Annotated in this window: 23 protein-coding genes; 12 read left to right on the forward strand and 11 right to left on the reverse strand. The window is 71.2% G+C overall.

Features of this window, described 5'->3' with window-relative positions; genetic code table 11:
• Nucleotides 1–29: 29 nt before the first annotated feature.
• Nucleotides 30–1313, forward strand: coding sequence for a TIGR04013 family B12-binding domain/radical SAM domain-containing protein (locus KIS93_RS33755; protein WP_230465677.1), 1284 nt, complete (start codon nt 30–32; stop codon nt 1311–1313).
• Here the strand turns inward: KIS93_RS33755 and KIS93_RS33760 are convergent.
• A complete protein-coding gene (locus tag KIS93_RS33760; RefSeq protein ID WP_155128753.1) occupies nt 1310–1579 on the reverse strand; it encodes a hypothetical protein in 270 nt (89 codons plus the stop codon). The genes KIS93_RS33755 and KIS93_RS33760 overlap by 4 nt on opposite strands.
• Nucleotides 1580–1765: 186 nt before the next feature.
• On the opposite strand from KIS93_RS33760, the gene KIS93_RS33765 reads away from it, so the two are divergent.
• The 3 genes from KIS93_RS33765 to KIS93_RS33775 are packed head-to-tail and all read left to right on the forward strand — an operon-like array spanning nt 1766 to nt 4573.
• Nucleotides 1766–1954, forward strand: a complete 189-nt coding sequence (locus KIS93_RS33765; protein ID WP_080043851.1) for a hypothetical protein — start codon at nt 1766–1768, stop codon at nt 1952–1954.
• A 43-nt stretch (nt 1955–1997) separates the two neighbouring features.
• The gene (gene xylA, locus KIS93_RS33770; protein ID WP_080043850.1) at nt 1998–3143 is read left to right on the forward strand and encodes a xylose isomerase; all 1146 of its coding nucleotides are present in this window, start codon (nt 1998–2000) and stop codon (nt 3141–3143) included.
• Complete coding sequence (locus KIS93_RS33775; protein ID WP_080043849.1) at nt 3140–4573, forward strand: xylulokinase; 1434 nt, start codon at nt 3140–3142, stop codon at nt 4571–4573. The genes xylA and KIS93_RS33775 overlap by 4 nt, the downstream gene beginning before the upstream one ends.
• Nucleotides 4574–4912: 339 nt before the next feature.
• Here the strand turns inward: KIS93_RS33775 and KIS93_RS33780 are convergent, their stop codons facing one another.
• The gene (locus KIS93_RS33780) at nt 4913–6322 is read right to left on the reverse strand and encodes an MFS transporter (RefSeq protein WP_080043848.1); all 1410 of its coding nucleotides are present in this window, start codon (nt 6320–6322) and stop codon (nt 4913–4915) included.
• 93 nt (nt 6323–6415) lie between these two features.
• Between KIS93_RS33780 and KIS93_RS33785 the strand changes: the two genes are divergently transcribed.
• From KIS93_RS33785 to KIS93_RS33800, 4 genes are all read left to right on the forward strand, one after another.
• On the forward strand, nt 6416–6871 hold the full coding sequence (locus KIS93_RS33785; protein ID WP_186404556.1) for a MarR family winged helix-turn-helix transcriptional regulator: 456 nt from the start codon (nt 6416–6418) through the stop codon (nt 6869–6871).
• Nucleotides 6872–7036: 165 nt separating this feature from the next.
• Nucleotides 7037–7732, forward strand: coding sequence for a DUF998 domain-containing protein (locus KIS93_RS33790; RefSeq protein ID WP_080043846.1), 696 nt, complete (start codon nt 7037–7039; stop codon nt 7730–7732).
• Nucleotides 7733–7788: 56 nt separating this feature from the next.
• Complete coding sequence (locus tag KIS93_RS33795; RefSeq protein ID WP_080043845.1) at nt 7789–10140, forward strand: sensor histidine kinase; 2352 nt, start codon at nt 7789–7791, stop codon at nt 10138–10140.
• Nucleotides 10137–10511: a DUF742 domain-containing protein gene (locus KIS93_RS33800; RefSeq protein WP_080043844.1), complete on the forward strand. Its 375-nt coding sequence runs from the start codon at nt 10137–10139 to the stop codon at nt 10509–10511. Before KIS93_RS33795 ends, KIS93_RS33800 begins: the two co-directional genes overlap by 4 nt.
• A 27-nt stretch (nt 10512–10538) precedes the next feature.
• Here the strand turns inward: KIS93_RS33800 and KIS93_RS33805 are convergent, their stop codons facing one another.
• From KIS93_RS33805 to KIS93_RS33830, 6 genes are all read right to left on the reverse strand, one after another.
• A complete protein-coding gene (locus tag KIS93_RS33805) occupies nt 10539–11111 on the reverse strand; it encodes a GTP-binding protein (protein WP_080043843.1) in 573 nt (190 codons plus the stop codon).
• The gene (locus KIS93_RS33810) at nt 11092–11454 is read right to left on the reverse strand and encodes a DUF742 domain-containing protein (protein WP_080043842.1); all 363 of its coding nucleotides are present in this window, start codon (nt 11452–11454) and stop codon (nt 11092–11094) included. The genes KIS93_RS33805 and KIS93_RS33810 overlap by 20 nt, the downstream gene beginning before the upstream one ends.
• Nucleotides 11451–11858, reverse strand: a complete 408-nt coding sequence (locus tag KIS93_RS33815) for a roadblock/LC7 domain-containing protein (RefSeq protein ID WP_080043841.1) — start codon at nt 11856–11858, stop codon at nt 11451–11453. Before KIS93_RS33815 ends, KIS93_RS33810 begins: the two co-directional genes overlap by 4 nt.
• Nucleotides 11855–14002: a sensor histidine kinase gene (locus KIS93_RS33820; protein WP_186404557.1), complete on the reverse strand. Its 2148-nt coding sequence runs from the start codon at nt 14000–14002 to the stop codon at nt 11855–11857. The genes KIS93_RS33815 and KIS93_RS33820 overlap by 4 nt, the downstream gene beginning before the upstream one ends.
• 164 nt (nt 14003–14166) lie before the next feature.
• On the reverse strand, nt 14167–15027 hold the full coding sequence (locus KIS93_RS33825; RefSeq protein WP_080043839.1) for a PrsW family intramembrane metalloprotease: 861 nt from the start codon (nt 15025–15027) through the stop codon (nt 14167–14169).
• Nucleotides 15028–15064: 37 nt separating this feature from the next.
• A complete protein-coding gene (locus tag KIS93_RS33830) occupies nt 15065–16609 on the reverse strand; it encodes an FAD-dependent oxidoreductase (RefSeq protein WP_230465676.1) in 1545 nt (514 codons plus the stop codon).
• A gap of 249 nt (nt 16610–16858) precedes the next feature.
• Here KIS93_RS33830 and KIS93_RS33835 point away from each other — a divergent pair, with 249 nt between their 5' ends.
• The 3 genes from KIS93_RS33835 (at nt 16859) to KIS93_RS33845 (ending at nt 19059) form a co-directional block, all read left to right on the forward strand.
• The gene (locus KIS93_RS33835; protein ID WP_080043837.1) at nt 16859–17533 is read left to right on the forward strand and encodes a hypothetical protein; all 675 of its coding nucleotides are present in this window, start codon (nt 16859–16861) and stop codon (nt 17531–17533) included.
• A 90-nt stretch (nt 17534–17623) separates the two neighbouring features.
• The gene (locus KIS93_RS33840) at nt 17624–18100 is read left to right on the forward strand and encodes a hypothetical protein (RefSeq protein WP_080043836.1); all 477 of its coding nucleotides are present in this window, start codon (nt 17624–17626) and stop codon (nt 18098–18100) included.
• A 62-nt stretch (nt 18101–18162) separates the two neighbouring features.
• Nucleotides 18163–19059 (forward strand): transposase, encoded by an 897-nt coding sequence (locus tag KIS93_RS33845; protein WP_080038125.1) that lies wholly within the window; start codon nt 18163–18165, stop codon nt 19057–19059.
• Nucleotides 19060–19078: 19 nt separating this feature from the next.
• Here KIS93_RS33845 and KIS93_RS33850 read toward each other — a convergent pair whose 3' ends face one another.
• The 3 genes from KIS93_RS33850 to wecB all read right to left on the reverse strand — a co-directional run bounded on the left by KIS93_RS33850 (nt 19079) and on the right by wecB (nt 23396).
• On the reverse strand, nt 19079–20008 hold the full coding sequence (locus KIS93_RS33850; protein WP_186404558.1) for a winged helix-turn-helix domain-containing protein: 930 nt from the start codon (nt 20006–20008) through the stop codon (nt 19079–19081).
• Nucleotides 20009–20174: 166 nt separating this feature from the next.
• Complete coding sequence (locus tag KIS93_RS33855) at nt 20175–22211, reverse strand: glycosyltransferase family protein (protein WP_080043834.1); 2037 nt, start codon at nt 22209–22211, stop codon at nt 20175–20177.
• Between the two features lie 54 nt (nt 22212–22265).
• Nucleotides 22266–23396, reverse strand: coding sequence for a non-hydrolyzing UDP-N-acetylglucosamine 2-epimerase (wecB, locus tag KIS93_RS33860; protein ID WP_080043833.1), 1131 nt, complete (start codon nt 23394–23396; stop codon nt 22266–22268).
• A 182-nt stretch (nt 23397–23578) separates the two neighbouring features.
• Here wecB and KIS93_RS33865 point away from each other — a divergent pair, with 182 nt between their 5' ends.
• On the forward strand, nt 23579–25135 hold the full coding sequence (locus KIS93_RS33865; RefSeq protein WP_230465675.1) for a glycosyltransferase family 4 protein: 1557 nt from the start codon (nt 23579–23581) through the stop codon (nt 25133–25135).
• Nucleotides 25136–25204 lie beyond the last annotated feature (69 nt).

The raw sequence follows: 25204 nt of genomic DNA on the forward strand, positions 1-25204 counted from the left end.
GGCCGGTGGCCTGGGCTACGCTGCCGGACGTGGCGCTGGCAGTGGATGTGGTGGTGCGATACCGCAAGGCGGTGACGTACGGCGTGCACGCGCTGCTCGCCGCCCTCGACACCGCGAAGGTCCAGCACGGGCTGCGGCTCGGCACCACCCCCGAGGAGACCGCCGCGCACATCCAGGCGAGCCAGGCCGACCGGGTGCTCGTGCTCTGGTCGTTCTACTCGCCCGACGCCGACGCCATGGCCGCCGAGCTGGCCGAGGTCCGGGCGCTCAGCGGCGGCCGCGGGCTGCACATCGCCGGCGGCGTGCACGCCACGGCCGAGCCCCAGCAGGTCATCGACGCGGGCTGGGACCTGGCCGGCATCGGCGAGGGCGAGTCGACGATCATCTCCCTCGTGCGGGCGCTCCAGGAGGACGCGCCGCTCACCACCGTCCCCGGCCTGGCGATCAAGGACGCCGACGGCGTCGCGCTACGCACCAGGCCGGCGCCCCAGCTCCCGCTCGACGCGTTCCCCTCGTTCGTCGGCAGGAGCGGGCCGATCGAGATCACCCGCGGCTGCCGCTACACGTGCCGCTTCTGCCAGACGCCGTTCATGTTCGGCGGCCAGTTCCGCCACCGGTCCGTGGCCAGCGTGCGCGAGCACGTGCGCGGCATGGTCGAGCGCGGCCTGCGCGACGTGCGGTTCATCACGCCCACCTCGCTTTCGTACGGCTCCCCCGGCCCCGACCCCGATCTCGGGGCGGTGGAGGAGCTGTTGTCCGGCGTCAAGGAGGAGCTGCCGCCGCACGGGCGGGTCTTCTTCGGCAGCTTCCCCTCCGAGGTGCGGCCCGAGCATGTCACGCCCGAGGCCATGCGGCTGCTCAAGCGGTACGTCGCCAACGACAACCTGATCATCGGCGCCCAGTCGGGCTCCGACCGGGTGCTGGCCGCATCCGGGCGCGGGCACGACACCTCTCCCGTACGCGACGCCGTCAGGATCGCCGTCGAGCACGGCTTCCGGCCCAACGTCGACTTCATCTTCGGCATGCCCGGCGAGTCCGAGTCCGACCAGGCGCAGTCGCTGCGGCTCGCCGGCGACCTGGCCGACCTGGGCGCGCGCATCCACACGCACACGTTCATGCCGCTGCCGGGCACGCCGTGGCGCGACGCCGAGCCGGCGTTCATCCCGCTGGAGACGATGAGCGAGCTCGACCGGCTCGCGCAGCGCGGCGACGCCTACGGGCACTGGCGGCGGCAGGCCGAGCACGCCGTCCGCCTGGCCGAGGCCGCCAAGGCGTACCCGCGCAGGACCCGCCGCAGGCGCGCCACTGACTAATCCGGGCCTGGCCCGTCGTTCCTGTCGTCCTGTCCATCCAGCTCGTCGTCCAGCATGCGCAGCGCCCGCTCGAAGGCGTCGCTGACCGGCCGCAGCGCCTGCGAGAACGCGGTGACGAGCGGGCCGAAGATCTCGCTCACCTCGGTCATGAGGTCGGGGCTCTTGCTCTCGGGAGGCGCCCAGCGCATGGCGTCGGCGCTCAGCGTCTCCCACTCGTCGACGACGCCGTCGATGGCGTCGAGCACGTGATCAGGATCGCTTGGCATGACGATTGCTCCGTGAAAGGGCCGTTACGTCCACGGTACGTCATGAGGCGATCGGCTCGCCCGTACCGGCCTACGGAAAGGCGGCGTCTCACAGGTCGGGACGCCCGGACACGCGGGCCGGGGTAACGAGCGAACTGTCGCCCGGAGGCCGTAGCGTTCTCCCGGTACCCGACCGAGGAGAGGCCGATGCACGACACTGACGATGCACTGTTCAGGGCGGTTCACGGGGTCGCGGGCAGGTTCGCCGGCCAGCCCGTCCCGGTGGTGATGGAGGCCTTGCTGCGTCACCTGCCCAAGGCTCCGGGCATCGAGGTGACGGACATCAGGAAGATCGCTGAGGAGATCAGTGTGGGGCGTGACCCGTCGGGCCTGTGAACAACCGCTTGTGAACAACTGATCGCCAGGGGAGCATCGAACCATGTACGAGCCAACCCCTGACGATCGATTCACGTTCGGTCTGTGGACGGTCGGCTGGCAGGCGCGCGATCCGTTCGGGGACGCCGCACGGGCGCCCCTCGACCCCGTCGAGAGCGTGCACCGGCTTGCCGAGCTGGGGGCCTACGGCGTCACCTTCCACGACGACGACCTGCTCGCCGTCGAACCCGATCGCGAGCGGGCGATCGCGTCCTTCAGGAAAGCGCTCGCCGAGACCGGGCTGAAAGTGCCCATGGCCACCACGAACCTGTTCACCCACCCCGTCTTCCGCGACGGCGCCTTCACCAGCAACGACCGCGACGTGCGCCGATACGCCTTACGCAAGGTCATGCGCAACCTCGACCTGGCCGCCTCGCTGGGCGCCTCCACCTACGTGTGCTGGGGCGGCCGCGAGGGGGCCGAGTCCGACGCCGCCAAGGACGTACGCGCCGCGCTCGGCCGCTACAAGGAGGCCATCGACCTGCTCTGCGGCTACGTCCGCGAGCGCGGCTACGACCTGCGCTTCGCCATCGAGCCCAAGCCGAACGAGCCCCGCGGCGACATCCTCCTGCCCACCATCGGCCACGCCCTCGCCTTCATCGGCCAACTGGAACACCCCGAGATGGTCGGGCTCAACCCCGAGGTCGGCCACGAGCAGATGGCCGGCCTCAACTTCGTGCACGGCATCGCCCAGGCCCTGTGGCACGGCAAGCTCTTCCACATCGACCTCAACGGCCAGCACGGCCCCCGCTTCGACCAGGACCTCGTCTTCGGCCACGGCGACGTGATGAGCGCGTTCTTCCTGGTCGACCTGCTCGAACACGGCGGCTACGACGGGCCGCGGCACTTCGACTACAAGCCCTTGCGTACGGAGGACCCCGAGGACGTCTGGGTTTCGGCCGCCGCCAACATGCGGACGTACCTCATCCTCAAGGAGAAGGCCCGAAACTTCCGGGCCGACCCGGAAGTACGCGAGGCGATGCGCGCCTCCCGCGTCGACGAGCTCGGCCTGCCCACCCTCAACCGGGGTGAGACGCTGGCCGATCTCGCCTCCGACGACTTCGATCCCGACGCAGCGGCGCGGCGCGGATACCATTTCTCCCATCTCAACCAGCTTGCGCTGGAGCACTTGTTAGGAGTTCGTGGGTGACGCTGGTCGCTGGGGTCGATTCCTCCACGCAGAGTTGCAAGGTCGTCATTCGAGACGCGGAAACAGGAGAGCTGGTACGGCAGGGCCGCGCCACTCACCCGGCGGGCACCGAGGTGCACCCCTCCCACTGGTGGACCGCGTTGCTGCGGGCCCTGGAGGAGGCCGGTGGGCTCGACGGGGTGGCCGCCATCAGTGTGGGCGGGCAGCAGCACGGCATGGTCTGCCTCGACGAGAACGGGCACGTCGTACGCGACGCCCTGCTGTGGAACGACACCCGCTCCGCGCAGGCCGCCCTCGACCTGGTCGCCGAGCTGGGCGGGCCGCACGTGTGGGCCGACGCCGTGGGGTTGGTGCCCGTGGCCTCGTTCACGGTCACCAAGCTGCGCTGGCTCGCCGAGCACGAGCCGGACAACGCCCGCCGCACCGCCGCCGTGTGCCTGCCGCACGACTGGCTCACCTGGCGCCTGATGGGGGCGCTGGCCTCCGGGGTGCCGTTCTCCGCCGCGGCCTGGGCGGACGCGCCGCTGCCCCCACTCTCCCACCTGGTCACCGACCGGGGTGACGCCTCCGGCACCGGCTACTGGTCGCCCGCGACCGGCGCCTACCGTACGGACCTGCTCAAAACCGCCTTCGGCGCCGTCCCGCTGCTGCCCAAGGTGCTCGGCCCGACCGACGAGGCGGGCGCGGCCGTCGCCGGCGGCGCCGGCCCCATCCTGATCGCGCCCGGCACCGGCGACAACATGGCCGCCGCCCTCGGCGTGGGCGCCCGGCCCGGCGACGTCGTCGTGTCCCTCGGCACGTCCGGCACCGTGTTCGCCGTCGCCGAGACGCCCAGCGCCGACCCCAAGGGCCTGGTCGCCGGCTTCGCCGACGCCACCGGGCGGTTCCTGCCGCTCGTCTGCACCCTGAACGCCGCCCGCGTCCTCGACGCCGCCGCCCGCATCGCCGGCGTCACCCTCGACGAGCTCAGCACCCTCGCCCTCCAGGCACCGCCCGGCGCCGACGGCCTCACCCTCGTCCCCTACCTCGAAGGCGAACGCACCCCCAACCGGCCCACCGCCACCGGCTCCGTCCACGGCCTCACCCTCGCCACCGCCACCCCCGCCCACCTCGCCAGGGCCGCCGTCGAAGGCATGCTCTGCGGCCTCGCCGACGCCCTGGACGCGCTCGCCATGCAACCCGAGCGGGTCCTCCTGATCGGCGGCGCCGCCCGCTCCGAAGCCGTACGCCGGATCGCCCCCACGATCTTCGGCGTACCGATCACGGTGCCGCCACCCGCCGAATACGTCGCCGACGGCGCCGCCTTCCAGGCCGCCACCCTGGTCACCACCCCGGACTGGCAGTCCGGGGACACGGCCGTGTACGAGGGCGACCCCGTCCCCTCCATCCGCACCCGCTACGCCCGCGCCACAGGCCACATCCTGGACTGACAGTTCCTCCTCCCCGCACCCCCGACGGTTTCCTGCCTTCGGGGGTGCGGCCTTTCCGGGATGCGCCCCTTCTGAGGCTTTTCGAGGGTGCGAGGTTTCCGACGCATACCGGGCCGTCGCACCGCTCGCCACGTTCGCGCGGTGCGCGGCGGACGTCTCGCGACGCGCTTCGGACCGGGTGGTGCGCGGCGGGCGTCCCGGGTGTGGCACGGAGGGCGTCGCGCCGTGCGCCACCTCCGGATGCCGCGCGGCGCCGGGTCGGTGGGGTGGGGTGCGGTGGGGGTCGGCGCGACGAGTGTGGCGCTCAGCCCCCGGGTGGGGCAGTGGCGGGCCGGACGCTCAGGGGCGGCGGGGGAGGAGGAAAGTTACGGCCAGGGTGAGGGTCAGGAGGGCGAGGCTGGCCCAGATCGTGGTGCTGAAGGCGGTGCCGTAGGCGGGCGCGGCCGGGCCGGGGTGTGCCGCCAGCACCGGGAAGAAGATGGTGCCGATGGTGGCCACGCCGGCCGAGGCGCCCAGTTGGGCGATGGTGTTGAAGAGGCCGGAGCCTGAGCCGGCGTGGGCGGGCGGTACGCGTTCCAGGGTGAGCTGGGCGAGGGGGGCGACGGTGAGGCCCATGCCGGCGCCGCCGACGATCATGCCGGGGAGGAAGGCGAGCCCTCCGGAGGTGGCGGTGAGGGCCAGGAGGGTGAGGCCGGCGGCCAGGGTGAGGAGGCCGAGTTGGACGGTGGCCCGGCCCAGGCGGGGGAGCAGGACGGCGGCGCCGAGGGTGGCGCCGGCGGTGGTGGCGATCGGCCAGGGGAGCATGGTCAGGCCGGCTGCCAGCGGGGTCATGCCGAGGCCGGTCTGGAGGAGTTGGGTGAAGGTGAAGAAGAAGCCCATCACGGGGACGAAGAAGAGGAACTGGACGAGCAGGCCGCCGCCGACCGAGCGCATCCGGAACAGGGAGACTTCCACGAGGGGGGTGCCGCCGCGGAGTGCCAGCCGTCGCTGGTGCAGGAGGAAGAGGGCGAGGACGGCGGCGCCGGCGGCGAGGCTGAGGTACGTCCAGGTGGGCCAGGGCAGGTGCTCGCTGCCGGCGATCAGCGGGTAGAGGATCAGCAGGAGGCCGGCGCCGCAGATGGCCATTCCGGTGAGGTCGAGGCGGGGCCGGGTGGTGCCGCGGCCCCGTGGCAGGACGCGGGCGGCCACGGCCAGGGCGAGGACGCCGACGGGGACGTTGATCCAGAAGACGGCCCGCCAGCCCAGCCCGTACCAGTCGCCCTCCAGGAGGGTGGCGCCGAGGATGGGCCCGACGGCGGCGGCCAGGCCGGACAGGGAGGAGAAGGCGGCTATGGCGCCGCCGCGCTCGTGCGGCGCGTACATGAGCTGGATCTGCGAGAGCACCTGGGGCACCATCACGGCGGCGCAGACGCCCTGGGCGACGCGGGCGGCGACGAGCAGGTCGGCGGTGGGGGCGGCGCCGCAGAGGGCGGAGGCGGCGGTGAAGCCGGCGATCCCGATGAGGAAGACGCGGCGGTAGCCGTAGAGGTCGCCGAGGCGGGCGCCGGTGATGATGCCGAGGGCGAAGGCGAGCGTGTATCCGGCGAGCAGCCATTGGAGCTGCGCGGGCGACGCGCCGAGCTCGGCCCTGATGGAGGGGACGGTGATGTTGACGATGGTGACGTCGAGCAGGTCCATGAAGCTCGCGAGCAGGATGACGACCAGGGCGGTCGTCCGGGTGCGGCGGCCGCTCAAGGCGGTGGTGGACATGAGGGCTCTCCTGGCGGACGTGGGAATGTTGTCTTAGCGGAGAAGTATCTTAGTCACTAAGTATCTTAGCTACGAAGATAAATGGGAGTGTGCGTGACCGCCAAATCGCGTGAGGAGCTGGCCGACGGGATCGTGCTGGCCATGACCGACCTGGCCGGCGCCCTGGGGCGGCTGAACGACCTGATCGCGCAGCGGTCCGGGGTCGGCCCCACGGACCTGCTGTGCCTGCACACGCTCAACCGGCTGGGCCCCAGCACCGCGGGCGTGCTGAGCGCCCGCCTGGGCCGGACGACCGGGGCCATCACCCAGATGATCGACCGGCTGCAGAAGGCGGGGTTCGTCCGGCGCCGCCCGAACCCTGAGGACCGGCGCAGCGTCGTGGTCGAGGCCGTGCCCGAGGCGCTGGCCAGGATCGCGGAGCTCTACGCGGGGCTGGACGCCCGCAGCCGCGCCCTGATGGCGGAGCTCTCGGAGGAGCAGCTGGCCGCCGTGCACGCCTTCCTGGTGGCCAGCCACCGGATCGCCGTCCAGGAGGCCGACGCGCTATGACCGGCCGACGCGTCACGACCGGCCGACGCGTCACGACCGGCCGACGCGTCACGACCGGCCGACGCGTCACGGCCAACCGACGGGCGCTGACTCAGGGACGGCTCAGGGTCGGGTCGGGGGAGGCGCCGGATGTGACGTAAGGGGGCAGGCAGGGAGAGTGGGGGCATGACCGCAGTGAAGAGGCTCCACCCCGGGATCTACCCCTGGATCGCCTGCGCCTCGATCCTGTTCTCGGTGGTCGCCGTGGTGGTGGGCCAGTTCGGCCCCGACCCGTCCTTCGACCCCATGAACGTCACCATCAGCGAGTACGCCGTGTCCGACCGCGGGGGCGTCACGGAGGTCGCGATGGCGGTGCTCGGGCTGGGGTCCCTGGCCCTGCTGGCGGGCCTGCGGTCGGCGGGGGCGCCCATCAAGGGGGCGCCGCAGTGGTTGCTGATGGTGTGGTCGGGTGCTCTCGTGGTGGCCGCGCTGGTCCCGACCACGCCGATCGGGCAGAACCTCGACCTGGCGGCCCAGATCCACCGGTACGTCTCGGTCGCGGCTTTCGTGAGCCTTCCTGCCGCCGGCGCGCTGATGGTGCCCAGGCTGGCCTCAGACGCCTCCTGGAAGCCCGTGGCGCGGGCGGTGGAGTGGGTGTCCCTGGCGGGGGGTTTCGGGCTTCTGGCGATCACCTACGTGGCTCTGCCGGGCGAGCGGGTGATGATCGGTCTCGTCGAGCGGTTGCTGCTGGGCGCCGAGGTGGCGTTGCTGGCGGTCCTGGCGGGGTGGCTGGTGCGTCTCGCCTGGCAGAGGAGTGCCATCCGGGCCGCCATGGCAGCAAATTTCCCGACATATCACAGATTTATCGCTAGTCGATCTTAAAAGCATCTGTTTCGGTGCTATTCTCTCCCGCGATCTTCTATCCGGGAGCAGGTGTCATGGCATCGGGCAGATCCATCAGATTCAAGATCTCGACGCTGCTCGTCATCCCCTTGATCTCCCTGATCGCGCTCTGGGGCTTCGCCGCGAGCACCACGTCGGGAGAGGCTCTCAACCTGCTCAAGGTCGAGACCATCTGGACGGACGTGATCAACAACGCCGACGGCCTCGTCGGCAACCTCCAGACCGAGCGCCTGGCCTCCGCCGAGCGCCTGGCCGGCACGGCGAGCGACCCGGACGCGCTGGCCAAGGCCCGGGCCAAGGTGGACAACAACAACAAGACGCTGCGCCAGCGGGCCATGGGCGAGGACGCGCAGTCGGCGCTCACCGAGGACATGCGGGCCCAGCTCCAGACGGTCTTCGAGGCGATCGACCGGCTGCCGGACATCCGGCGCAAGGTGGACGACCGCCGGCTCACCCCCGGCGGCCTCGTCGAGGAGTACGCGAAGATCTCCGACGAGATCCACCTCCTGTACTCCCGGCTGACGATGAGCACGGACCTGGAGCTGGCGCTGCAGGCGCAGGGCCTGATCAACGCCGACGAGGTGCGCGAGCTGCTGGCCCGCGAGCACGCCCTGATCATCGCCGCGAACGGCCGGGTGAACATGCACGACGTGCACCTGCTGTCCGGCATCGACGGCACCCGCAAGCACCTGTTCCCGAAGGCCCTGGCCAACCTCGACACCGAGCTGCGGGCCCCGTTCGAGAAGCTGTACTACTCGCCCCGCTACGTCACGATGGAGAACCTCCTGGAGGCCTACATCAGCGGCGAGCCGCTGGACCTGGACCTCTGGAAGGGCATCGCCGACCAGGTGCAGAAGGAGTACCGCGAGGCCATCTGGCGCACCGGCGACAAGCTGCTGGGCCGGATGGAACCCGCGGGCGTGGCCATCGCGGTGCGGGCCGGCGTCGCCGGAGCCCTCGGCCTGATCGCGGTCATCGTCTCGATCGTCATCTCCATCAGGATCGGCCGCCGGCTCACCCGCGAGCTGGGCGCACTCCGCCGTACGGCGCTGGATCTGGCCGAGATCAGGCTGCCCGACGTCGTCGCCAAGCTGCGCAAGGGCGAGCCCGTCGACATCGCGACGGAGGCCCCGCCCATCACGGTCGGCCAGAAGTCGACCAGCGAGGTACGCGACCTGGCCGCGGCCTTCGACAGCGTGCAGTCCACGGCCGTGGACGCCGCCGTGGAGCAGGCCAGGCTGCGCGAGGGCGTCTCCGAGGCGCTGCGGAACCTGGCCAGGCGCAGCCAGTCGCTGCTGCAGCGCCAGCTCAGGCTGCTGGATGAGATGCAGCGCCAGACGGAGGAGCCCGAGGCGCTGGAGCGCCTGTTCAAGCTCGACCACCTGACCACCCGCATGCGCCGCCACGCGGAGGGCCTGGTGCTGCTGTCGGGCGGCGCGGCCGGCCGCAGGTGGCGCGGCGTCATCCCCATGGAGGACGTGCTCAGCGGCGCCGCCGCCCAGGTCGAGGAGTACACCCGGGTCCGGGTCTACCCGATGCCCGAGGCGGGCGTGTCCGGCTCGGCGGTGGCCGACCTCATGCACCTGTTCGCCGAGCTGATCGAGAACGCCACCACGTTCTCCTCGCCCAGCAACGAGGTCTCCGTGCACGGCGAGATGGTCGGCAGGGGCTTCGCGGTCGAGATCGAGGACCGTGGCCTCGGCATGGACGAGGCCACCCGCAAGGCCGTCAACGAGCGGCTGGCCAGCCCGCCCGAGTTCGACGCCGCGCAGACCGAGCGGCTGGGGTTCGCGGTGGTCGGCATGCTCGCGGCCCGGCACGGCATCAAGGTGACGCTCAAGCCGTCGCCGTACGGAGGCACCACGGCCATCGTGCTCGTGCCCGCCACGCTGGTCGAGCCGATGGCGTCGCCGGTGCAGCCGCTGGGGTTCGAGCCGGCGACGGTGTCGGTGGTCCGCTCGGACCAGCAGGAGGCCACGGGGCCGGGCGAGCTGCCGCGGCGCGTGCGTACCAGCAGGCGCAACGCGGGCGGCGCCGCCTCCTCCCCCGCGGCGCTGCCGCAGCAGGCGCCGCCGCAGGACGACGCGCCCCCGCGGCAGCAGCCGCCCCGGCGCGAGCGGCCCACGGGGTTGCCCCAGCGCAACAGGACGACCGGTCTGCCGCAACGCGAGCGGACCACCGGGTTGCCGCAACGCGACAGGACGTCGAGCCTGCCGCAGCGGGAGCGGCAGACGGGGCTGCCGCAGCGGCTCGGCCAGGAGCCGCCCCTCGCGGCACCGATCGAGGAGCGTTCGCCGGAGGAGACCAGGGCGCTGCTCTCCTCGCTCCAGTCCGGCTGGCAGCGCGGACGGCAGGAAAGCGACCAGGATGGGGGATCTCAATCGTGAGCCGCGAGCACGAGTGGGTTGACGAGGAGGCCGGGCCGGTCGTGCGGCCCTACGCGGTCGCGCGCGGGCGCACCAAGTCCGCCTCCTCCGAGGTCGACCTGCTGGCGATCGTCGTCTCGACGGGGCAGCCCGCCCCGTCCAAGGCCGAGCTGAGTGCCCAGCACCGGCGCCTGCTGGCCTGCGTGGCGGGCCGGAGCAGGCCCGTCGTCGAGGTCGCCTCGGACCTGGGCCTGCCCGTCGGTGTCGTCCGGGTGCTGCTGGGTGACCTGCTCGAGCACGGCCTGGTGACCGTGCGGCCGCCGCGCGACAGGGCCGCCGCCCCGTCGGAGAGCCTGCTCCGCGAGGTGATCAACGGCCTGCGGGCGCTGTGACCGGCGGCCGGCGCGGCGGCGCCGTGCTCAGTTGGCCGAGGTGAGCGTCCTCAGGGAGTGCTCGACCAGCGTGATCATGACCTCCTTGGCCGAGGTCCTGCGCCGCACGTCGCAGAGCATGACCGGGACGTCGTCGTCGAGGTCGAGCGCGATGCGCACGTCGTCCACGCTGTGCTGCTCGGCGCCGTCGAAGCAGTTGACGGCCACCACGAACGGCGTGCCGCGCTGCTCGAAGTAGTCGACGGAGGGGAAGCAGTCGGTCAGCCGCCGGGTGTCGGCGATCACGACCGCGCCCAGCGCGCCGTAGGACAGCTCGTCCCACATGAACCAGAAGCGCTCCTGGCCGGGCGTCCCGAACAGGTAGACGACCAGCCCTTCGCGGATCGTGATGCGGCCGAAGTCCATCGCCACGGTCGTGGTGGTCTTGGCCTCGACGCCGTCGAGGTCGTCGACGCCGATCCCGCGGTCGGAGAGCACCTCCTCCGTGCGCAGCGGCTTGATCTCGCTGATCGACCCGACCAGTGTGGTCTTGCCGACGCCGAACCCCCCTGCGATCAGGATCTTGAGCGCGACGGGGTCCTCAGAGAGCACGGAGTCCATTGATCACTTCCTTGAGAATGCGCTCATTCGAACGCGCCCCTCCGGCGGAGGGCGACGTCACCGAGATGAGGCCGTGGTCACGCATGTCGCCGAGCAGGACTCGGACGACACCGACGGGCAGGTCGAGCTCGACGGCCAGGTCGGCCAGCGAGATCGGCTCACGGGCTGCCCGCAGGATGAGTTGCTGTTCGGGCCCGAGGTCGCCAGGGGGATCACCGATGGCGCGCACGGTGGCCACGAGGTCGAACGCGTCTCCTGATGAGCGCGTGCGACCGCGAATGAGAGCATAAGGCCGGACGACGGGTCCCGCCTCCTCATCGAACCACTGCGGGCTATCGCTCATGACGCTCCAGCGCGCGGGTTGGTGGTGATGTGCTGGCCCACCCGCTTGACCAGCATCGCCATCTCGTAGGCGATCTGGCCGACGTCCACGTTCGCGTCGGCGATGACGGCCAGGCAGGTGCCCTGGCCGGCGGCCGTCACGAACAGGAACGCCGACTCCATCTCCACGATGGTCTGGCGCACGTCACCGCCGCCGAAGTGGCGCCCGGTGCCGCGGGCCAGGCTCTGGAAACCGGCCGCCACGGCCGACAGGTGCTCGGCGTCCTCGCGGGTCAGTCCCTTGGAATGCCCCACGGCGAGACCGTCGGTCGACAGGATGACCGCCTGGCGTACGGCGGCGACCCTTGTGGCGAGGTCGTCCAGCAGCCAGTTCAGCTCACCGGTGTTCGTGCTCGGCGCACTCATGCATCCCCCTTACTCACAGGCCCCTCCTGGGAGGCTTCTTCTCTGGCGCGTTGGGTGCCCCGCTGGAAGGCGGAGAACAGGTCGCGTACCTCGTCGGGAGAGCGTTCGGCCGGCTGCTCTGAGGCCGGCTGCTCAGAGGCCGGTTGCTCGGCGGCCGGCTCCGGCTCGCTCTCCTTGAGCTGGGGCGCCAGATTGGCCTGCCGCACCCGCCTCGGCAGCCCCGCGTGGGTGCCGGAGCTCACGACCGCGAGCGCCTTCTTCCTCGTACGGCTGGGCAGCGCGGCCTTGCCGTCACCGCCGGCCGCCTCCAGCGCGGACTGCTCGGTCACCAGGGAGCGCGGCACCAGCACGATGGCCGTGGTGCCGCCGAAGGGCGAGCGGCGCAGCAGCACCTTGATGCCGTGCCGCTGGGCCAGCGTGGCGACCACGAACAGGCCGAGCCGGTCGCTGTCGGCGAGGTCGAACTCGGGGGGCGCGGCGAGCAGCGCGTTGAAGCGCGCGTACTCGGTGGCCGGCAGCCCGAGCCCCTTGTCCTCCACCTCGATGGCGTAGCCGTTGCTCACCATGTCGCCGCGTACCTGGACGACGGTGTCGGGCGGCGAGTAGATGGTGGCGTTCTCGACCAGCTCGGACAGCAGGTGGGTGACGTCGGCGGCGGCGGTGCCCTCGATGGCGCCGGGCGGCATGGTCTCGACGGAGACCCTGGTGTAGTCCTCGATCTCGGCGACGGCGGCCCGGACGATGTCGATCACGGGCACCGGCTTGCGCCAGGCGCGTCCGGGCGCGGCGCCGGACAGCACGATGAGGCTCTCGGCGTGCCGCCGCATGCGCGTGGTGAGGTGGTCGAGGCGGAACAGCTCTTCGAGCCGGTCGGGGTCGTGGGTGCGCCGCTGCATGGCGTCGAGCAGCGCGAGCTGGCGGTGCAGCAGGCCCTGCTTGCGCCGGGCGAGGTTGAGGAAGACCTGGCCGACGCCGTGCCGCAGCGCGGCCTGGCCGACGGCCGCCGTCACGGCGGTGTGCTGCACGTACCCGAAGGCCCTGGCCACGTCGGTGATCTCCGCGGAACCGCTCACCTTGATCGCCTTGGCCTCCTTCCGTACGTCGACGTCCTCGCCCTTGCGCAGCCGCGCGACGATGTCGGGCAGCCGCCGCTGCGACAGCTCGACCGCGGCGGCGCGCAGCCCTGCCAGCTCTCCGGCCAGGCGACGACCGAAGCGTACAGAGATGATGATCGACGCGAGCACGGCGATCAAGCCGAGGCCGCCGGCGACGGCGATCTCGACGACGGTGCCGGTGGCGGCGTCGGAGGTGCGGGCGGCCAGGGTGTCGGAGGAGGTCTTGCCGAGGTCGTCGAGGCGGCCGGTGAGCTTGTCGACGGCGGCGTGCCAGCCGTCGGCGTCGGGGGGAGGCGTGCCGGTCTTGATGACCCGCGACTCCATGGTGGCGAAGGTGAGGAACGGCTCGGTGGCGAAGATCTGCTCGTACGGCCGGCGCAGGGTCACGTCGAGCCCGGCCAGGCCGCGCGAGTGCAGGAACTTCCTGGAGGCGGCGTACTCGGTGAAGGCGGCCGTCTCCTGCGGGGTGAGCCGCCCGTCGGCGAGGGCACCGATGACGAGGGCGTGCTCCCTGGCGATGTACTCCCTGGCCATGCCCATGGCCTGCAGCGACGACGCCTGCTGGAAGATCTCCAGGTCGGAGACGGTGATCAGGTGGTCGTAGAGCTGGAAGATCGCGTCGAGCACGCGGTTGTACTCGGTCAGCCCGGCCAGGCGGGAGCTGATGCCGTTGTCGATGTCCGACCGGATGAGGGCGAGCCTGTCGAGGGCCATGTTGAGGTTGTCGAGCGGCCGGCGCAGGTCGTCGCCGATGGCGCCGCCGGCGTCGGTGACGGCCTGCCGGAAGTCGGCGACGGACTTGTCGGTGCGGGCGCGCTGGCCGCCGAGCACCTCGGTGAGCTCACGCGTGGTGAGCGCCTCGGCGGAGCGGACGCGCTCGGCCTGGAGCTGTAGGCCCAGGTCGGTGGAGGTGACGCCGAGCGTGTCGTAGAGGGTGTTCGCGCGGAGCAGTGACTGGGCGTCGCCCATGGTGAGGTTGAGGACGAAACCCCAGAGCGCGCTCAGAGACAGGAGGGGTAGCAGCAGCAATAAAAAGATCTTGAACCGAATTGACCGGTTTCGCGAGCCCATGTCCCAACCTCTAGTCGGGGGCATTTCCACACCTTGTGTAAATACACCTCCGGAAGATCGCACAGGAGACTAGCACCGATTATGCTTCCGGCGCAGTGGGAGGAAGACGTTCATTACCGGGATTATTGGGACAAGATCCCCCGATCCCGGCGTCCTGGGGCCAGAGTCGCCCACAGCCACCCGAGCGCCACCAGCGAGATCACGATGAGTCCCGCCCAGTTGAGCAGCGTGTACACGTGCACCTGCCACTGCGTCACGTGCGGCACCCGGCCGATGCGCAGCAGCTCGAACTGCCACGGCCGCCCCGTCAGCACCAGCGTGATCGCGATCGCGATGGCGCTCATCGAGTCCCACAGCGCGTGCAGCAGCGAGACGCCCAGATAGGTCAGCACCACCGGCCCCGTCACCAGCCCGCCCGCCCGGAACAGCGCCCCGCCCGCGATCGCCGTCCACAGGCCGTGCCCGACCGGGGTCAGGATGCCGCGCAGCACCTCCGTCTCGACGAGCTGCGACAGCGACAGCCCGTCGGCGGTGAACAGGGCGTTGAAGGCGTACCCGGCGCTCTCGAACGCGGCGAAGCCGAACCCGACGGTCGCGCCCAGCACCACGCCGTCCCTGGTCGCGCGCCTGACCACGTGCCGGGTGACGAAGATCAGGGCGGCCAGCTTGACGCCCTCCTCGATCAGGCCGACCAGCACGTACATAATGATCGAGGGCCGCAGCAGCCAGCTCTCCAGCAGCGACGCGCCGAGCACCCCCAGCACGCCGCCCACCACGAACGCCACGAACATGCGCTCGACCGTCACCTCGGGCGAGCGCGCCCGCCCGTACGCCCACACCACGAACGTCACCGGCACCAGGAAGCTGCCGAACAGCACCACCGTCGGCACCAGGTTCGAGTTGCCCGTCCAGCCCGTCACGACCACCGTGGCCAGCCACAGCACCAGCCCCGTCACGAAGACCCTTAGCCACACCGCCCTCATCGCGCGGCCTCCCCGGCCGCCCGCGGCCCTTCTGCTCTCATGGCGCCAGCTCCTCGACCGCCCGCAGCGCCGCCTTGAGCGCCGCCTCGCCGCGGGCCGCCGGCTCGGCGTCGGAGCCCGCGATCGCGATCCTGCCGAACGGCCCGCGCGCCGCCTCCGACGGGAACGGCCCGTCCGGGTAGAACGCGTGCCACGGCCGGCCGTACTCGGGGGCCAGCGCGTGCCCCCACCGGTGGATCGTGATCGCCGCGATGCCGCCGCCCGGATCGAAGCCCGCCGGGCCGAGCAGCCGGGCGAGCTGGCCGCGTACGCTGTGCTCCAGCGTCTCGTACGGCGTCATGAGCAGCTCCCTCCTGCCCGCCACGGACCCGGCGGCCGGCCCCAGCTCCGAGCGGCACGGCGTGGCCCGCATCCGCACGGTGTCCGGCGGCGTGAACGCGGTCGCGCACCAGTACGCGCCCGTCCACCGCACGCTCCGCACGCCGAGCCGCCGCCAGGCGCCCGGGTCGCGCAGCCGTACGGTGGCCTCCAGCAGCGGCACCCGCGCCGCCTGCCGCAGCGCCCGCCGCCGCTCCGCCGGCAGGCCGGGCACCAGGTACGGCACCACGGCGCTCCAGCACGCGAGGATCACCGCCCCGGCCTCCACGGTACGCACCTGGTGGCCGTCGAAGTAGGCCACGGTCGCGGACGCCGGGCCGTTGGACACGGAGACGACCGGGCTGCCGGTCCGCGTCCGCGCCCGCCCGTCCAGCGCGGGGGCGGCGGTCGCGGGCGGGCGCCCGTGCCAGTGCCGCCGCACGGTCGGCGAGTTGTACCGGGACGGCTCCGCCCTGCTGAGCCCCAGCCCCGCGAACCCCGGATAGCCGGTGCCCCAGGCGTCGATCGCGCCGAACGCCCGCGCGTCGTACCCCCACTCGGCCGACGGCATCGTCCGGCAGAACCGCTCCGCGTCGGGATGCGCCCCGCACGCCTCGCGCAGGAACGCCGAGTACGTCAGCCCGGCCAGCCGCTCCAGCCGGCCCTCGGCCGTCGTCCCGGGGAACCAGTCGGGCGGGTCCTCGTGCAGCGCGCGCAGGTCCCGGCGGGCGCGGCGGGCGATCGGCAGCCGGTCGATCCAGCCGGGGGCGGCAATCGAGACCAGGGTGTCGGCGCCGAAGCTCTCCTCGTCGCACATGACCGCGTCGAAGCCGGCCGTCTCCCAGGTGCCGGGCTCGTCCAGGGTCTCGTGCTGGTCGAGGGTCTCGTGGTTGTCGAGGAGCAGGACGCTCGCCGCGGGGTGGCGGCGCAGCCACTCGGCCGCCGCGCCGCGCCCGCCGCGCCCCGCGCCGACCACGACGAGGTCGTAGCTCTCGCCCGTGGGGACGGCGGGGCCCGCGTGCGCCCAGAACCGGCCGTCCCGCAGCGCGTGCGGCACGCTGAGCGCCCAACTGGTGTCCCCGCGTACCGTGAGCGGGCCCGGCGGGTCCAGGAGCTTGGGGGCCGCGCTGCCGGCCCCGGCCACGCAGCTGACGGCGATGCCGTCGAAGAAGTCCCGGCGGGTCATGGGGACGTCCATCCCGAGTGCGCGCGGAGTGAGGCTCATGCCGCGATCATCAGCAGCCGGGAGAAAAGCCGCATCGGGACGCGCAGGGCCCGGGAAACATTTTGCCCGCCCTATTACCGGGAGGCCGATTCAGTGGGCCGGACCGCCTTCGCCCGCATCGTCCCAGGTAGTAGTGGTGGCGATGCTTGTCAAAACGCTGATTCCGGCAAATAGCGACGTTACTCTCTCTCGCGCACCGGGCTTCCTCTAGCGTTTTGACCAATGTCCATGCAGTGAAATGGAGCGGCCATGCATAAAGCCATTCCCGGCATATTTCTGAGCACTCTGGTCATCGCCGGGTGCTCCTCGGCCGAAGAGCCCAAGGCGCCCGCCGCCTCGGCGCCGCCCGCCCAGACCTCCGCCGCCGGCGCCAAGCTGCGGGCCGCGCTGCTGCCCGTGCCGAAGGGCATGAGCGTCGCGTACGGGCCGGAGACCGGCGAGTTCGGCACGCTCAAGTCCACCCAGCAGGGGCTTGAAGCGGTGCGCAAGGCCAGGGCGGAGCACCCCGAGTGCGCGGGCGCCGCCCAGCTCGACGCGGCCAAGCCCGAGGTCGCCAAGTCGCCCGCCGCGGTCGTCGCCTTCTCCGCGGCCCGCGGCTCCATCACCCAGGCCGTGGTCTCGCTGCCCAAGGCCGCCTTCCCCGAGCCGCTGCCCAAGCAGTGCACCGACTACACGGCCGACGTCGGCGGCACGAAGGTCACGTACAAGACGAAGACCCTCGACATGCCCACCAAGGGCGACCAGTCGCGGGCCTACCTGACGACGGCGGCGGGCGGCAAGAACAACGCGCAGATCGGCTCGGTCATGATCCGGCGGGGGACCGTGATCATGAGCATGCTGGTCGTCGGGCAGCGGGTCAAGCCGCAGGGCCTGTACGAGCTGGCGAACCTGGCCGACCAGAACCTCGCCCGGGTCACGCGATAAACTTCGCGATCTTTGGAAGTGACGGAGGCGGCTCCGCGGCCCTTGTTAACGTCCCGAGCGTTGATCAGGACCGACATCTCAGGGGGAAACATGATCGTTCGCCGAGCCGCCGCCCTCCTGGCCGGTTGCGCCGCGAGCCTCACGCTGGCCGTGCCCGCCGCCCAGGCCGCCACCGTGCCGACCGCGGACCTGGTGCGCTACTACAGCGGCGCCAAGCACTGGAGCACCACCGGCGAGGCGCCCGGCGGCCGGTACAAGCCGGAGGGGCACGTCACGATCCTGGCCGGCCGCGTCCCCGGCGCGATCCCGCTGTACGGCTGCATGGCCGGGCACGCCAAGCTGGACCAGTTCCTCAGCCTGCGGCGTGACTGCGAGGGCGAGAACAACACGTACCTGCGGCTGGAGGGCTACCTCTACGCCAAGCCCACGGCCGGCTTCACCCGCCCCATCTACCGCTGCCACTGGGCCGCGGCCGACAGCCACTTCTACTCGATCAAGGCCGACTGCGAGAACACGCCCACGACCAAGGTGACGGCCGAGGGCCGCCTCGGGTACGTCAGGGGCTAGATCGCTGATGTGAAAATTGGTGATCGGCTGCAGGCATGACGAAGGACGTCCATGGTCGGTGTGTGAAGACTGACTTGGACGCCCTTCTAACCGCACTCTACGTGCATCTGGACGATCACGTGATGCCTTCGCAGGGCCGGCCTCGCGGGCGGGGCCGGCCGCCGGTGCTGACCCCGGCCGAGGCGGTGGTCGTGGCAGTGGCGCAAGTGCTGCTGCGGTGTGACGACGAACGCCGCTGGATGCGGATGGCGGCCGGCCGGATCGGGCATCTGTTCCCCAGACTGCCGTCCCAGTCGCAGTACAACCGGCAACTGCGTGCGCTGGGGCCGGCTATGTCGGCGGCGGCGTTGTGGCTGGCACGCCAGGTCCCCACCTGGCACGAGCCTTTGCGACTGATGGACGGCACCCCGATCCGCTGCGGCGCCTCGCGGGTGACGGTCAACAGATCGCACCTGGGTGAGATCGCCGGATACGGCATGGACAAGTCCCACCACGCCTTCTACTGGGGTGCCAAGCTGATGCTGATCACTACCGCTGACGGCGCGGTGACCGGCTTCAGCCTGGCCCACCCCAAAGAGCTCGACGAACGCAAGCAGGCCCTGCACCTGCTGCACGTCCACCAGATAGCCGGCGGTCCATGCCCGATCGTGTGCGACAAGGGATTCGCCGGAGCCGGCATCGAGAAGGCCGCCGCCGATCTGGGCCACCTCCTGATCCGGCCGGCCCGCGAAGACGAGCCTGCACGCACCCTGCCGTTTCCCGGCTGGCTGCGCCAGCGCATCGAGGCGATCATCTGGACGCTGAAGAACCAGCTCGGCCTCGAACGTCACAACGCCCGCCATCCAGACGGCCTCTGGGCACGCATCAGCCAACGCGTCCTCGCCCTCAACGCCGCAATCTGGCACAACTGGAACACTGACGCACCGGTGAAACGGTCACTGACCGCCTATGACCACTAACCAAATTCACATCAGCGATCTAGCCGGCGGCCGCGTACAGGTCCACGAGGACGGACGCGCGGGGCGTCCGGAACACGTGGATCTCCCTGCCGTCGCGCCGCCGCGTGATCAGGCCGGCCTGCTCCAGCCAGTTGCAGTGGTAGGTGACCACGTTCGGGGCGTGCTTGACGCGCCTGGCCAGCGCGCCCATCGTCAGCGGGCGCTCCAGGCTGGTCAGGATCGCCGAGCGCACGTCCCCGACGAGGATCTCCAGGCGGTCGTCGCGGTCCTTCCCGCCGGGCTCGCCCATCTCCGTGCCGGGCAGCGGGTAGCCGATCCAGACGGCGTCGGGGCCGTCGAGGCGGGCGATGAGCGCGTTCGGGCCCGCCAGCATCGGCATCAGCACCAGGCCGCGGGAGCCGATCGAGAAGCGCTCGGGCTCGAAGTCGGGGAAGCTGAGCGTGTCGTCGCTGAAGCTGCAGTTGGCGTGCAGGTCGTTCAGCACCACGTCCAGCGACCGGCGGGCGGCGGCCACCGCGACCCGCTCCACCTCGCGCTCGAACAGCGGCCTGGCCTTCGCCCAGATCGGGCGCATCGCCGCCCACGCCGCCTCCACGAGGTCGGCGTAGCCGTGCAGCCAGCGGTTCGGGTCCTTCAGCGCCGGGTGCCAGTGCTCGGGGGGACGGCCGTCGGTGATCGTGTCCAGCTCTTCCAGGAGGGCGTCGGGTGGCAGGTCGCGCAGCATCTCGACCTGCGTCGGCACGTCGAGGTCGCGGGTGAACTCGCCGGGCAGCACCAGGTCGGGCAGCACGCTGAAACCCGGAGTGGCCAGGGAGCGGACGACCATCTGGTCGGGGATCTCGGCGGCCGAGCGCACCAGGCGGCGCCACGGCTCGGGGGCGCCCCGCGTTCGGCCTGACAGGGCGTCCGTGATCAGGGCGAGCATCGACAGGCCCGGTGTCAGCGTCACCGACACCGGGATACGGTCAAGCCGTTCGATGACCAGGCTCGTACGCATGTCCGCCTATAACCCCATGTGTCCCTTTGGTCACACGACACTATAGCCGCGACCACCGTCGCGTCCCGGGCGCGACGGCTCGCGTCCTTCAGGGGGCGCGGGTCCCGCGCCGGTCGTCCTAGATGAGCACGTGGTCGTCGGGGCGGCCGACGAAGGAGAACTGGGCGTTCCTGGTCAGCTTGATGTGGTCGGCCTGCCAGGTGTGCATCGAGGTGTCGGCGCTGCGCCAGTAGACGAAGTTGAACCGGTCCGCCGAGTAGATCTTGACGCCGTCCTCCTTGAGCCGCCGCACGAGGTGCGTGTCCTCGCCCCGCGTGATGTCGGCGAACGGGTACGCGCGGAACAGGTCGGCCTTGGCGAGGAACGTGCCGCCCTGGACCAGCCACGAGTAGCGGTGTTCGAGGCCGGGCAGCCGGAACATCGTCGTGTTCGTGCCCTCGAAGTAGGCGTAGTGCGCGCCCTTGCCGGTCATCTCCGCATCGGAGAAGTCGAAGGAGCGGGCCAGGTCCGACAGGTAGTGCTCGCCGTACAGGTTGTCGTCGTCCATCTTGGCGATCAGCTCGCCCTCGGCGGCGGCGATGCCGAGGTTCATGCAGGCGCCGAGCGACAGCGAGGCGTCGGCGGGCAGGACGGTGACGTCCGTGATGCCGGCCATGCGGGCCTTGTCCGCGACCACGACGGGGTCGATGTCGAGCCCGTGCAGCACCATGACGAGCTGCAGCGGCCGGTGGATCTGCTTGGCCACCGAGGAGATCGCGTGCTCGATCTGGGAGGCGCGGTTGGTGGGCAGCACGACGGTGATGGAGCGCGACCGGGGCGTCACGTGGTGGCCGAGGTCCTGGAGGATCTGGTCCACGCGGTGCGAGAACAGGTGCTTGTCGAACACCTCGCGCATCGCGAGGTGCCCCATCCTGGCGCGCAGCTCGGGGCTGTTGATCAGGTGCAGCACCTGGTTGTACGACTCGACCGGCTCGCGCGCGATCGGGATCAGGTCGCCGAACGTCTCCTCGATGGCCCGCGACCACCCCGACACCACCGGCGTCGCGCAGGCGGACAGCTCGAAGACGCGCCGCGCGCACATGGTGGGCGAGTCGAGCACCGAGTTGACGTTGAGGAAGACCTTGTACATCCGGTACGCGGCGAGCATCTGGTCGTAGGGCAGCTCGCCGACGATGTGCGGCCGGTACTTCTCGGGCCAGGCGTACTTCTCGTCGACCTCGCCGTTGCGGGCGAAGATGTGCAGCCCCAGCTCCCTGACGGGGTCGAGCACGGTCTCCATCTGCTCGCGCCGCTCGGGGTGCTTGTCGCGGAAGTACATCCCGGCGAAGACGACGTCGTGCAGGCGGCCCTTGTTCTGCTGGATCGGGTTGTGGACGCGGGGCTGGGCGGCGAACTGCAGCACGTCCACCCGGTCGTGTCCCAAAATTTCCCGATATTTCGGCAGCATGTCACCGTCGCAGGTGAACACGTAGTCGAACAGCTTGGCCGTGTCGATGAAGAAGTCGAAGTTCGGCGGGTCCTCCTTGTTCCAGAAGACCGTGGGGATGCCCTCGCGCCGGCACCACGCCACCAGGTCGCGCAGCGGCTCCTTGGGGGCGTTCGTGCCGGTCATCTGGTAGCGCCAGCGCCCCTGGTTGCCGTGCCAGGCCGACTCGCAGAACAGCAGGTCGGGCCGCTTCTCCGCGAAGATCTCCGGCCAGTCCTTGAGGCCGAACTCGATCTGGTCCCACTCGTAGCGGAAGGCCATCCTGGAGAAGTCGTCGAGGATCACCGCGACCTTCAGGTCCGGGCGGTTCACCGGGCCGTTCGGCCACTTCACCGTCGGCACCTCGACCTGCGGCGGCCGGTTCTCCGCCGCCGCGATCGCCAGGCTCACGGGGATGGGCGCCTTGGGCGCCTTGTCCTTCGACCGGACGGCCTCGACGATCTTCCCCGGGCTCTTCGAGCCCAGGGCCTCGCCCAGCTTGTACGTGCGCTTGGCCTGCGTGGCCTCCAGCTTCCAGTTGGCGTACGCGGCCTTGGCCTCGGCGATCTCCAGCCGTCGCCGCAGCTCCCTGACCTCCGCCTCGTACCGCTCGACGAGCTTGCGCTCCTCGGGCAGCCAGTTGACGGGGCCGAGACGCTGGAAGGTGGGCTGTTCAGGGGTTTCGGCCATGGTGGTACGCCAATCGCTCAGCAGAGGTAAGTCATAGTACGGCGGATATCGCCGTTATTCGGGGCGTTTGCCCTGAGAGGCGGGCGCCAGGTTGTCCCCCTTGAGCCAGGCGGCGATCACCGTGGCGATGCGCGGGCCCGACTTGCCGTCCCACAGCACCGGCAGCTCGCCGGCCGGGGTGGCGGCGCCGTCGGCCAGGGCCTTCTCCGCGGCGGCCGGCAGCAGGGCGGGCGTGACCAGGCGGTTCGTGCCGTGGGTGATCGTGATCGGGCGCTCGGTGTTGGGCCGGACCGTCAGGCAGGGGACGCCCAGCATGGTCGTCTCCTCCTGGACGCCGCCGGAGTCCGTGACGACGAGCGCGGCACCGCGGACGAGTGAGAGGAAGTCCACATAGCCCAGCGGGTCGACCACCTTGATCGTCTCGCCGTCCACGAGACCGGCCTCGGCCAGCCTGGCCTTGCCGCGCGGGTGGATCGGCACCACGATCGGGACCTGCCGCGAGACCTCCAGCACCGCGTCCACCAGCTCCTTGGCGGCCTCGGGGGTGTCCACGTTCGCGGGGCGGTGCAGGGTGGCGACCGCGTACCGCGCCGGCAGGCCGAGCCGCGCCACCACCGGCGCCGGGTCCAGCTTCGGCAGCGCCGAGAACAGGCTGTCGATCATCGGGTTGCCCACCAGGTGCACCTTCGACGCGGGCACCCCCTCGTTCGCCAGGAACGCCAGCGCCTCCGGCGAGGTGGCGAACAGCAGGTCGGCCAGCGCGTCCGTGACGACCCGGTTGACCTCCTCGGGCATGCCCCGGTCGAACGAGCGCAGCCCCGCCTCCACGTGCGCCGTCGGCACGCCCAGCTTGGCGCAGACCAGGATCGCGGCCAGCGTCGAGTTGACGTCGCCGTAGACCACGACGAGGTCGGGGTCCTGCTCCTGGACGACCTCCTCCAGACCCACGAGCAGCGCCGCGGTCTGCTTGGCGTGGCTGCCGGAGCCGACCCCCAGGTTCGCCACCGGCTCGGGCAGGCCGAGGTCGGCGAAGAAGACGTCGGACATCAGCGCGTCATAGTGCTGACCAGTGTGGATGATGCCCTGCCGCACGCCGAGCTCGCCGAGTGCCCGCACCACCGGGGCCGCTTTCACGAAATTGGGACGAGCACCCAAAACGTGCAGGACCAGGGGGTTCTCCCTCATTGACCTCGCCTTTCATAGCGGAAGGGAAAAAACGCTGCCTATGGTACGGTCCCTGCGTGGCATCCGACGCCAGTCGTCAAGACTCCTCCCGTTCATCAGACAGGGTTTCCGCGAAGTCCGCCCGTGCCGGCGTCGGTGGGCTTCTCAAGGGACTCGTCCAGCACCCGATCATCGTCTCCCGCGTGGTGCTGACGAAGGTCAGATCCGACCCTGTGCGCGTGGCCCAGGCCGCCGCCGACACGCTCCCGCCCAAGCTGCGGCCCATCGTCGGCAGCGTCGCCTGGCCGGCCGCCCGCCGCGCGCGGCGCGCCGTGCGCAAGTTCGGCATGCGCGTGGTCAAGGGGCCGTGGAACGAGGCCAAGGAACATTGGGACGCCGGCCGGGTCAGCGAGGCGGCCGCCGTGCTCGAGGCCCACACCAAGTACCCCTTCGTCAAGCGCAGGGCCGCCTACTACCGGGGCGAGCTGGCCGCGATCAGCCCCGACCCGATCCCGCCCGGCCCCAAGGTGGCCATCCTGAGCCGGGTCCCCAACCGGGTCCTGCACGTGGTCACCAACGCCCTGCCGTACACGCAGGCCGGCTACACCGTGCGCACCCACCGCATCGTCACCTCCCAGAAGGCCGCCGGGATCGACCCGCACGTGGTCACGAGCTGGGGCTGGCCGATGCTGCAGGGGCACGCCGACGCGGCGCCGTACGACGAGATCGACGGCATCCCCTACCACCGGCTGCTGCCCGAGCCGCACCGCGAGATGCCGTTCGAGACGCAGGGCCGCATCATCAGGGGCGCCGACCGGGTCACCAAGCTCACCGCCGAGCTGCGGCCGCAGGTCCTGCACGCCGCCACCGACCACCGCAACGGCTCGATCGCGCACGCCGTGCGCGACCGCACCGGCACCCCGTTCGTGTACGAGGTGCGCGGCTTCCTCGAGGAGACCTGGGCCTCCCGCGACCCCAAGCGCATCGGCAGCCAGCGGCACGTGCTCCAGCGCGAGCGCGAGGCGTTCCTGATGCGCGAGGCCGACGCGGTCGTCACGCTGGCCGAGACGATGGCCGCCGAGATCGTCGAGCGCGGCGTGCCCAGGGAGAAGATCCACCTGGCGCCCAACGCGGTCGACGACTCGCTGCTGACGGCCCACTACGACGGGGCCTCGTTCCGGCGCGCGTACGGCATCGGCGACGACGAGATCGTGGTCGGCTCGGTGTCCAGCATCGTGGCCTACGAGGGCTTCGCCACCCTGCTGCGGGCCGCGGCGCTGCTGCGCGACCAGCGCGCCCCCGTGCGCGTGCTGATCGTCGGCGACGGCACCGAGCGCCCCAACCTGCTGGAGCTGGTCGAGGAGCTGGGCCTGAGCACGGCGATCCTGCCCGGCCGGGTCGGCCCCGACGAGGCGCTGCAGGCCCAGGACGCCATCGACATCTTCGCCTGCCCGCGGGAGGACCTGCGGGTATGCCGACTTGTTACGCCATTGAAACCCGTCGAGGCGATGGCGCTCGGCAAGCCCGTCGTGCTCAGCGATCTGCCCGCGCTGTCCGAGCTGGTCGGCTCCGACGGGGCCGGCATGCTCGTGCCGGCGGGCGATCCCGCCGAGCTGGCCAAGGCCATCGCGGGTCTGCGCGACGACCCGGCCAAGCGCGCCGAGATGGGCGAGGCGGGCCGCGCGGAAGTGGCGGCGAAGCGGACATGGAGCCGCGTTGCCGAGACTTATCAAGCCCTATACCGTTCGCTTGCCGAATGATGACCATGAATCTTCCTCCCAGTTCTGACGGGTTCGGTCGCATTAGGCGTGAGCTAGGTGGACTTGAGA

The organism is [Actinomadura] parvosata subsp. kistnae (assembly GCF_900323885.1).
Taxonomy (GTDB): Bacteria; Actinomycetota; Actinomycetes; order Streptosporangiales; family Streptosporangiaceae; genus Nonomuraea; species Nonomuraea composti.

Coding starts and splice junctions, on each gene's coding strand:
- KIS93_RS33825 (WP_080043839.1), bottom strand. CDS start 15,027: ATGAGGGCGGTGTGGCTAAGGGTCTTCGTGACGGGGCTGGTGCTGTGG.
- KIS93_RS33760 (WP_155128753.1), bottom strand. CDS start 1,579: ATGCCAAGCGATCCTGATCACGTGCTCGACGCCATCGACGGCGTCGTC.
- wecB (WP_080043833.1), bottom strand. CDS start 23,396: ATGAGGGAGAACCCCCTGGTCCTGCACGTTTTGGGTGCTCGTCCCAAT.
- KIS93_RS33830 (WP_230465676.1), bottom strand. CDS start 16,609: ATGAGCCTCACTCCGCGCGCACTCGGGATGGACGTCCCCATGACCCGC.
- xylA (WP_080043850.1), top strand. CDS start 1,998: ATGTACGAGCCAACCCCTGACGATCGATTCACGTTCGGTCTGTGGACG.
- KIS93_RS33790 (WP_080043846.1), top strand. CDS start 7,037: ATGACCGCAGTGAAGAGGCTCCACCCCGGGATCTACCCCTGGATCGCC.
- KIS93_RS33795 (WP_080043845.1), top strand. CDS start 7,789: ATGGCATCGGGCAGATCCATCAGATTCAAGATCTCGACGCTGCTCGTC.
- KIS93_RS33840 (WP_080043836.1), top strand. CDS start 17,624: ATGATCGTTCGCCGAGCCGCCGCCCTCCTGGCCGGTTGCGCCGCGAGC.
- KIS93_RS33810 (WP_080043842.1), bottom strand. CDS start 11,454: ATGAGCGATAGCCCGCAGTGGTTCGATGAGGAGGCGGGACCCGTCGTC.
- KIS93_RS33805 (WP_080043843.1), bottom strand. CDS start 11,111: ATGGACTCCGTGCTCTCTGAGGACCCCGTCGCGCTCAAGATCCTGATC.
- KIS93_RS33765 (WP_080043851.1), top strand. CDS start 1,766: ATGCACGACACTGACGATGCACTGTTCAGGGCGGTTCACGGGGTCGCG.
- KIS93_RS33780 (WP_080043848.1), bottom strand. CDS start 6,322: ATGTCCACCACCGCCTTGAGCGGCCGCCGCACCCGGACGACCGCCCTG.
- KIS93_RS33835 (WP_080043837.1), top strand. CDS start 16,859: ATGCATAAAGCCATTCCCGGCATATTTCTGAGCACTCTGGTCATCGCC.
- KIS93_RS33855 (WP_080043834.1), bottom strand. CDS start 22,211: ATGGCCGAAACCCCTGAACAGCCCACCTTCCAGCGTCTCGGCCCCGTC.
- KIS93_RS33815 (WP_080043841.1), bottom strand. CDS start 11,858: ATGAGTGCGCCGAGCACGAACACCGGTGAGCTGAACTGGCTGCTGGAC.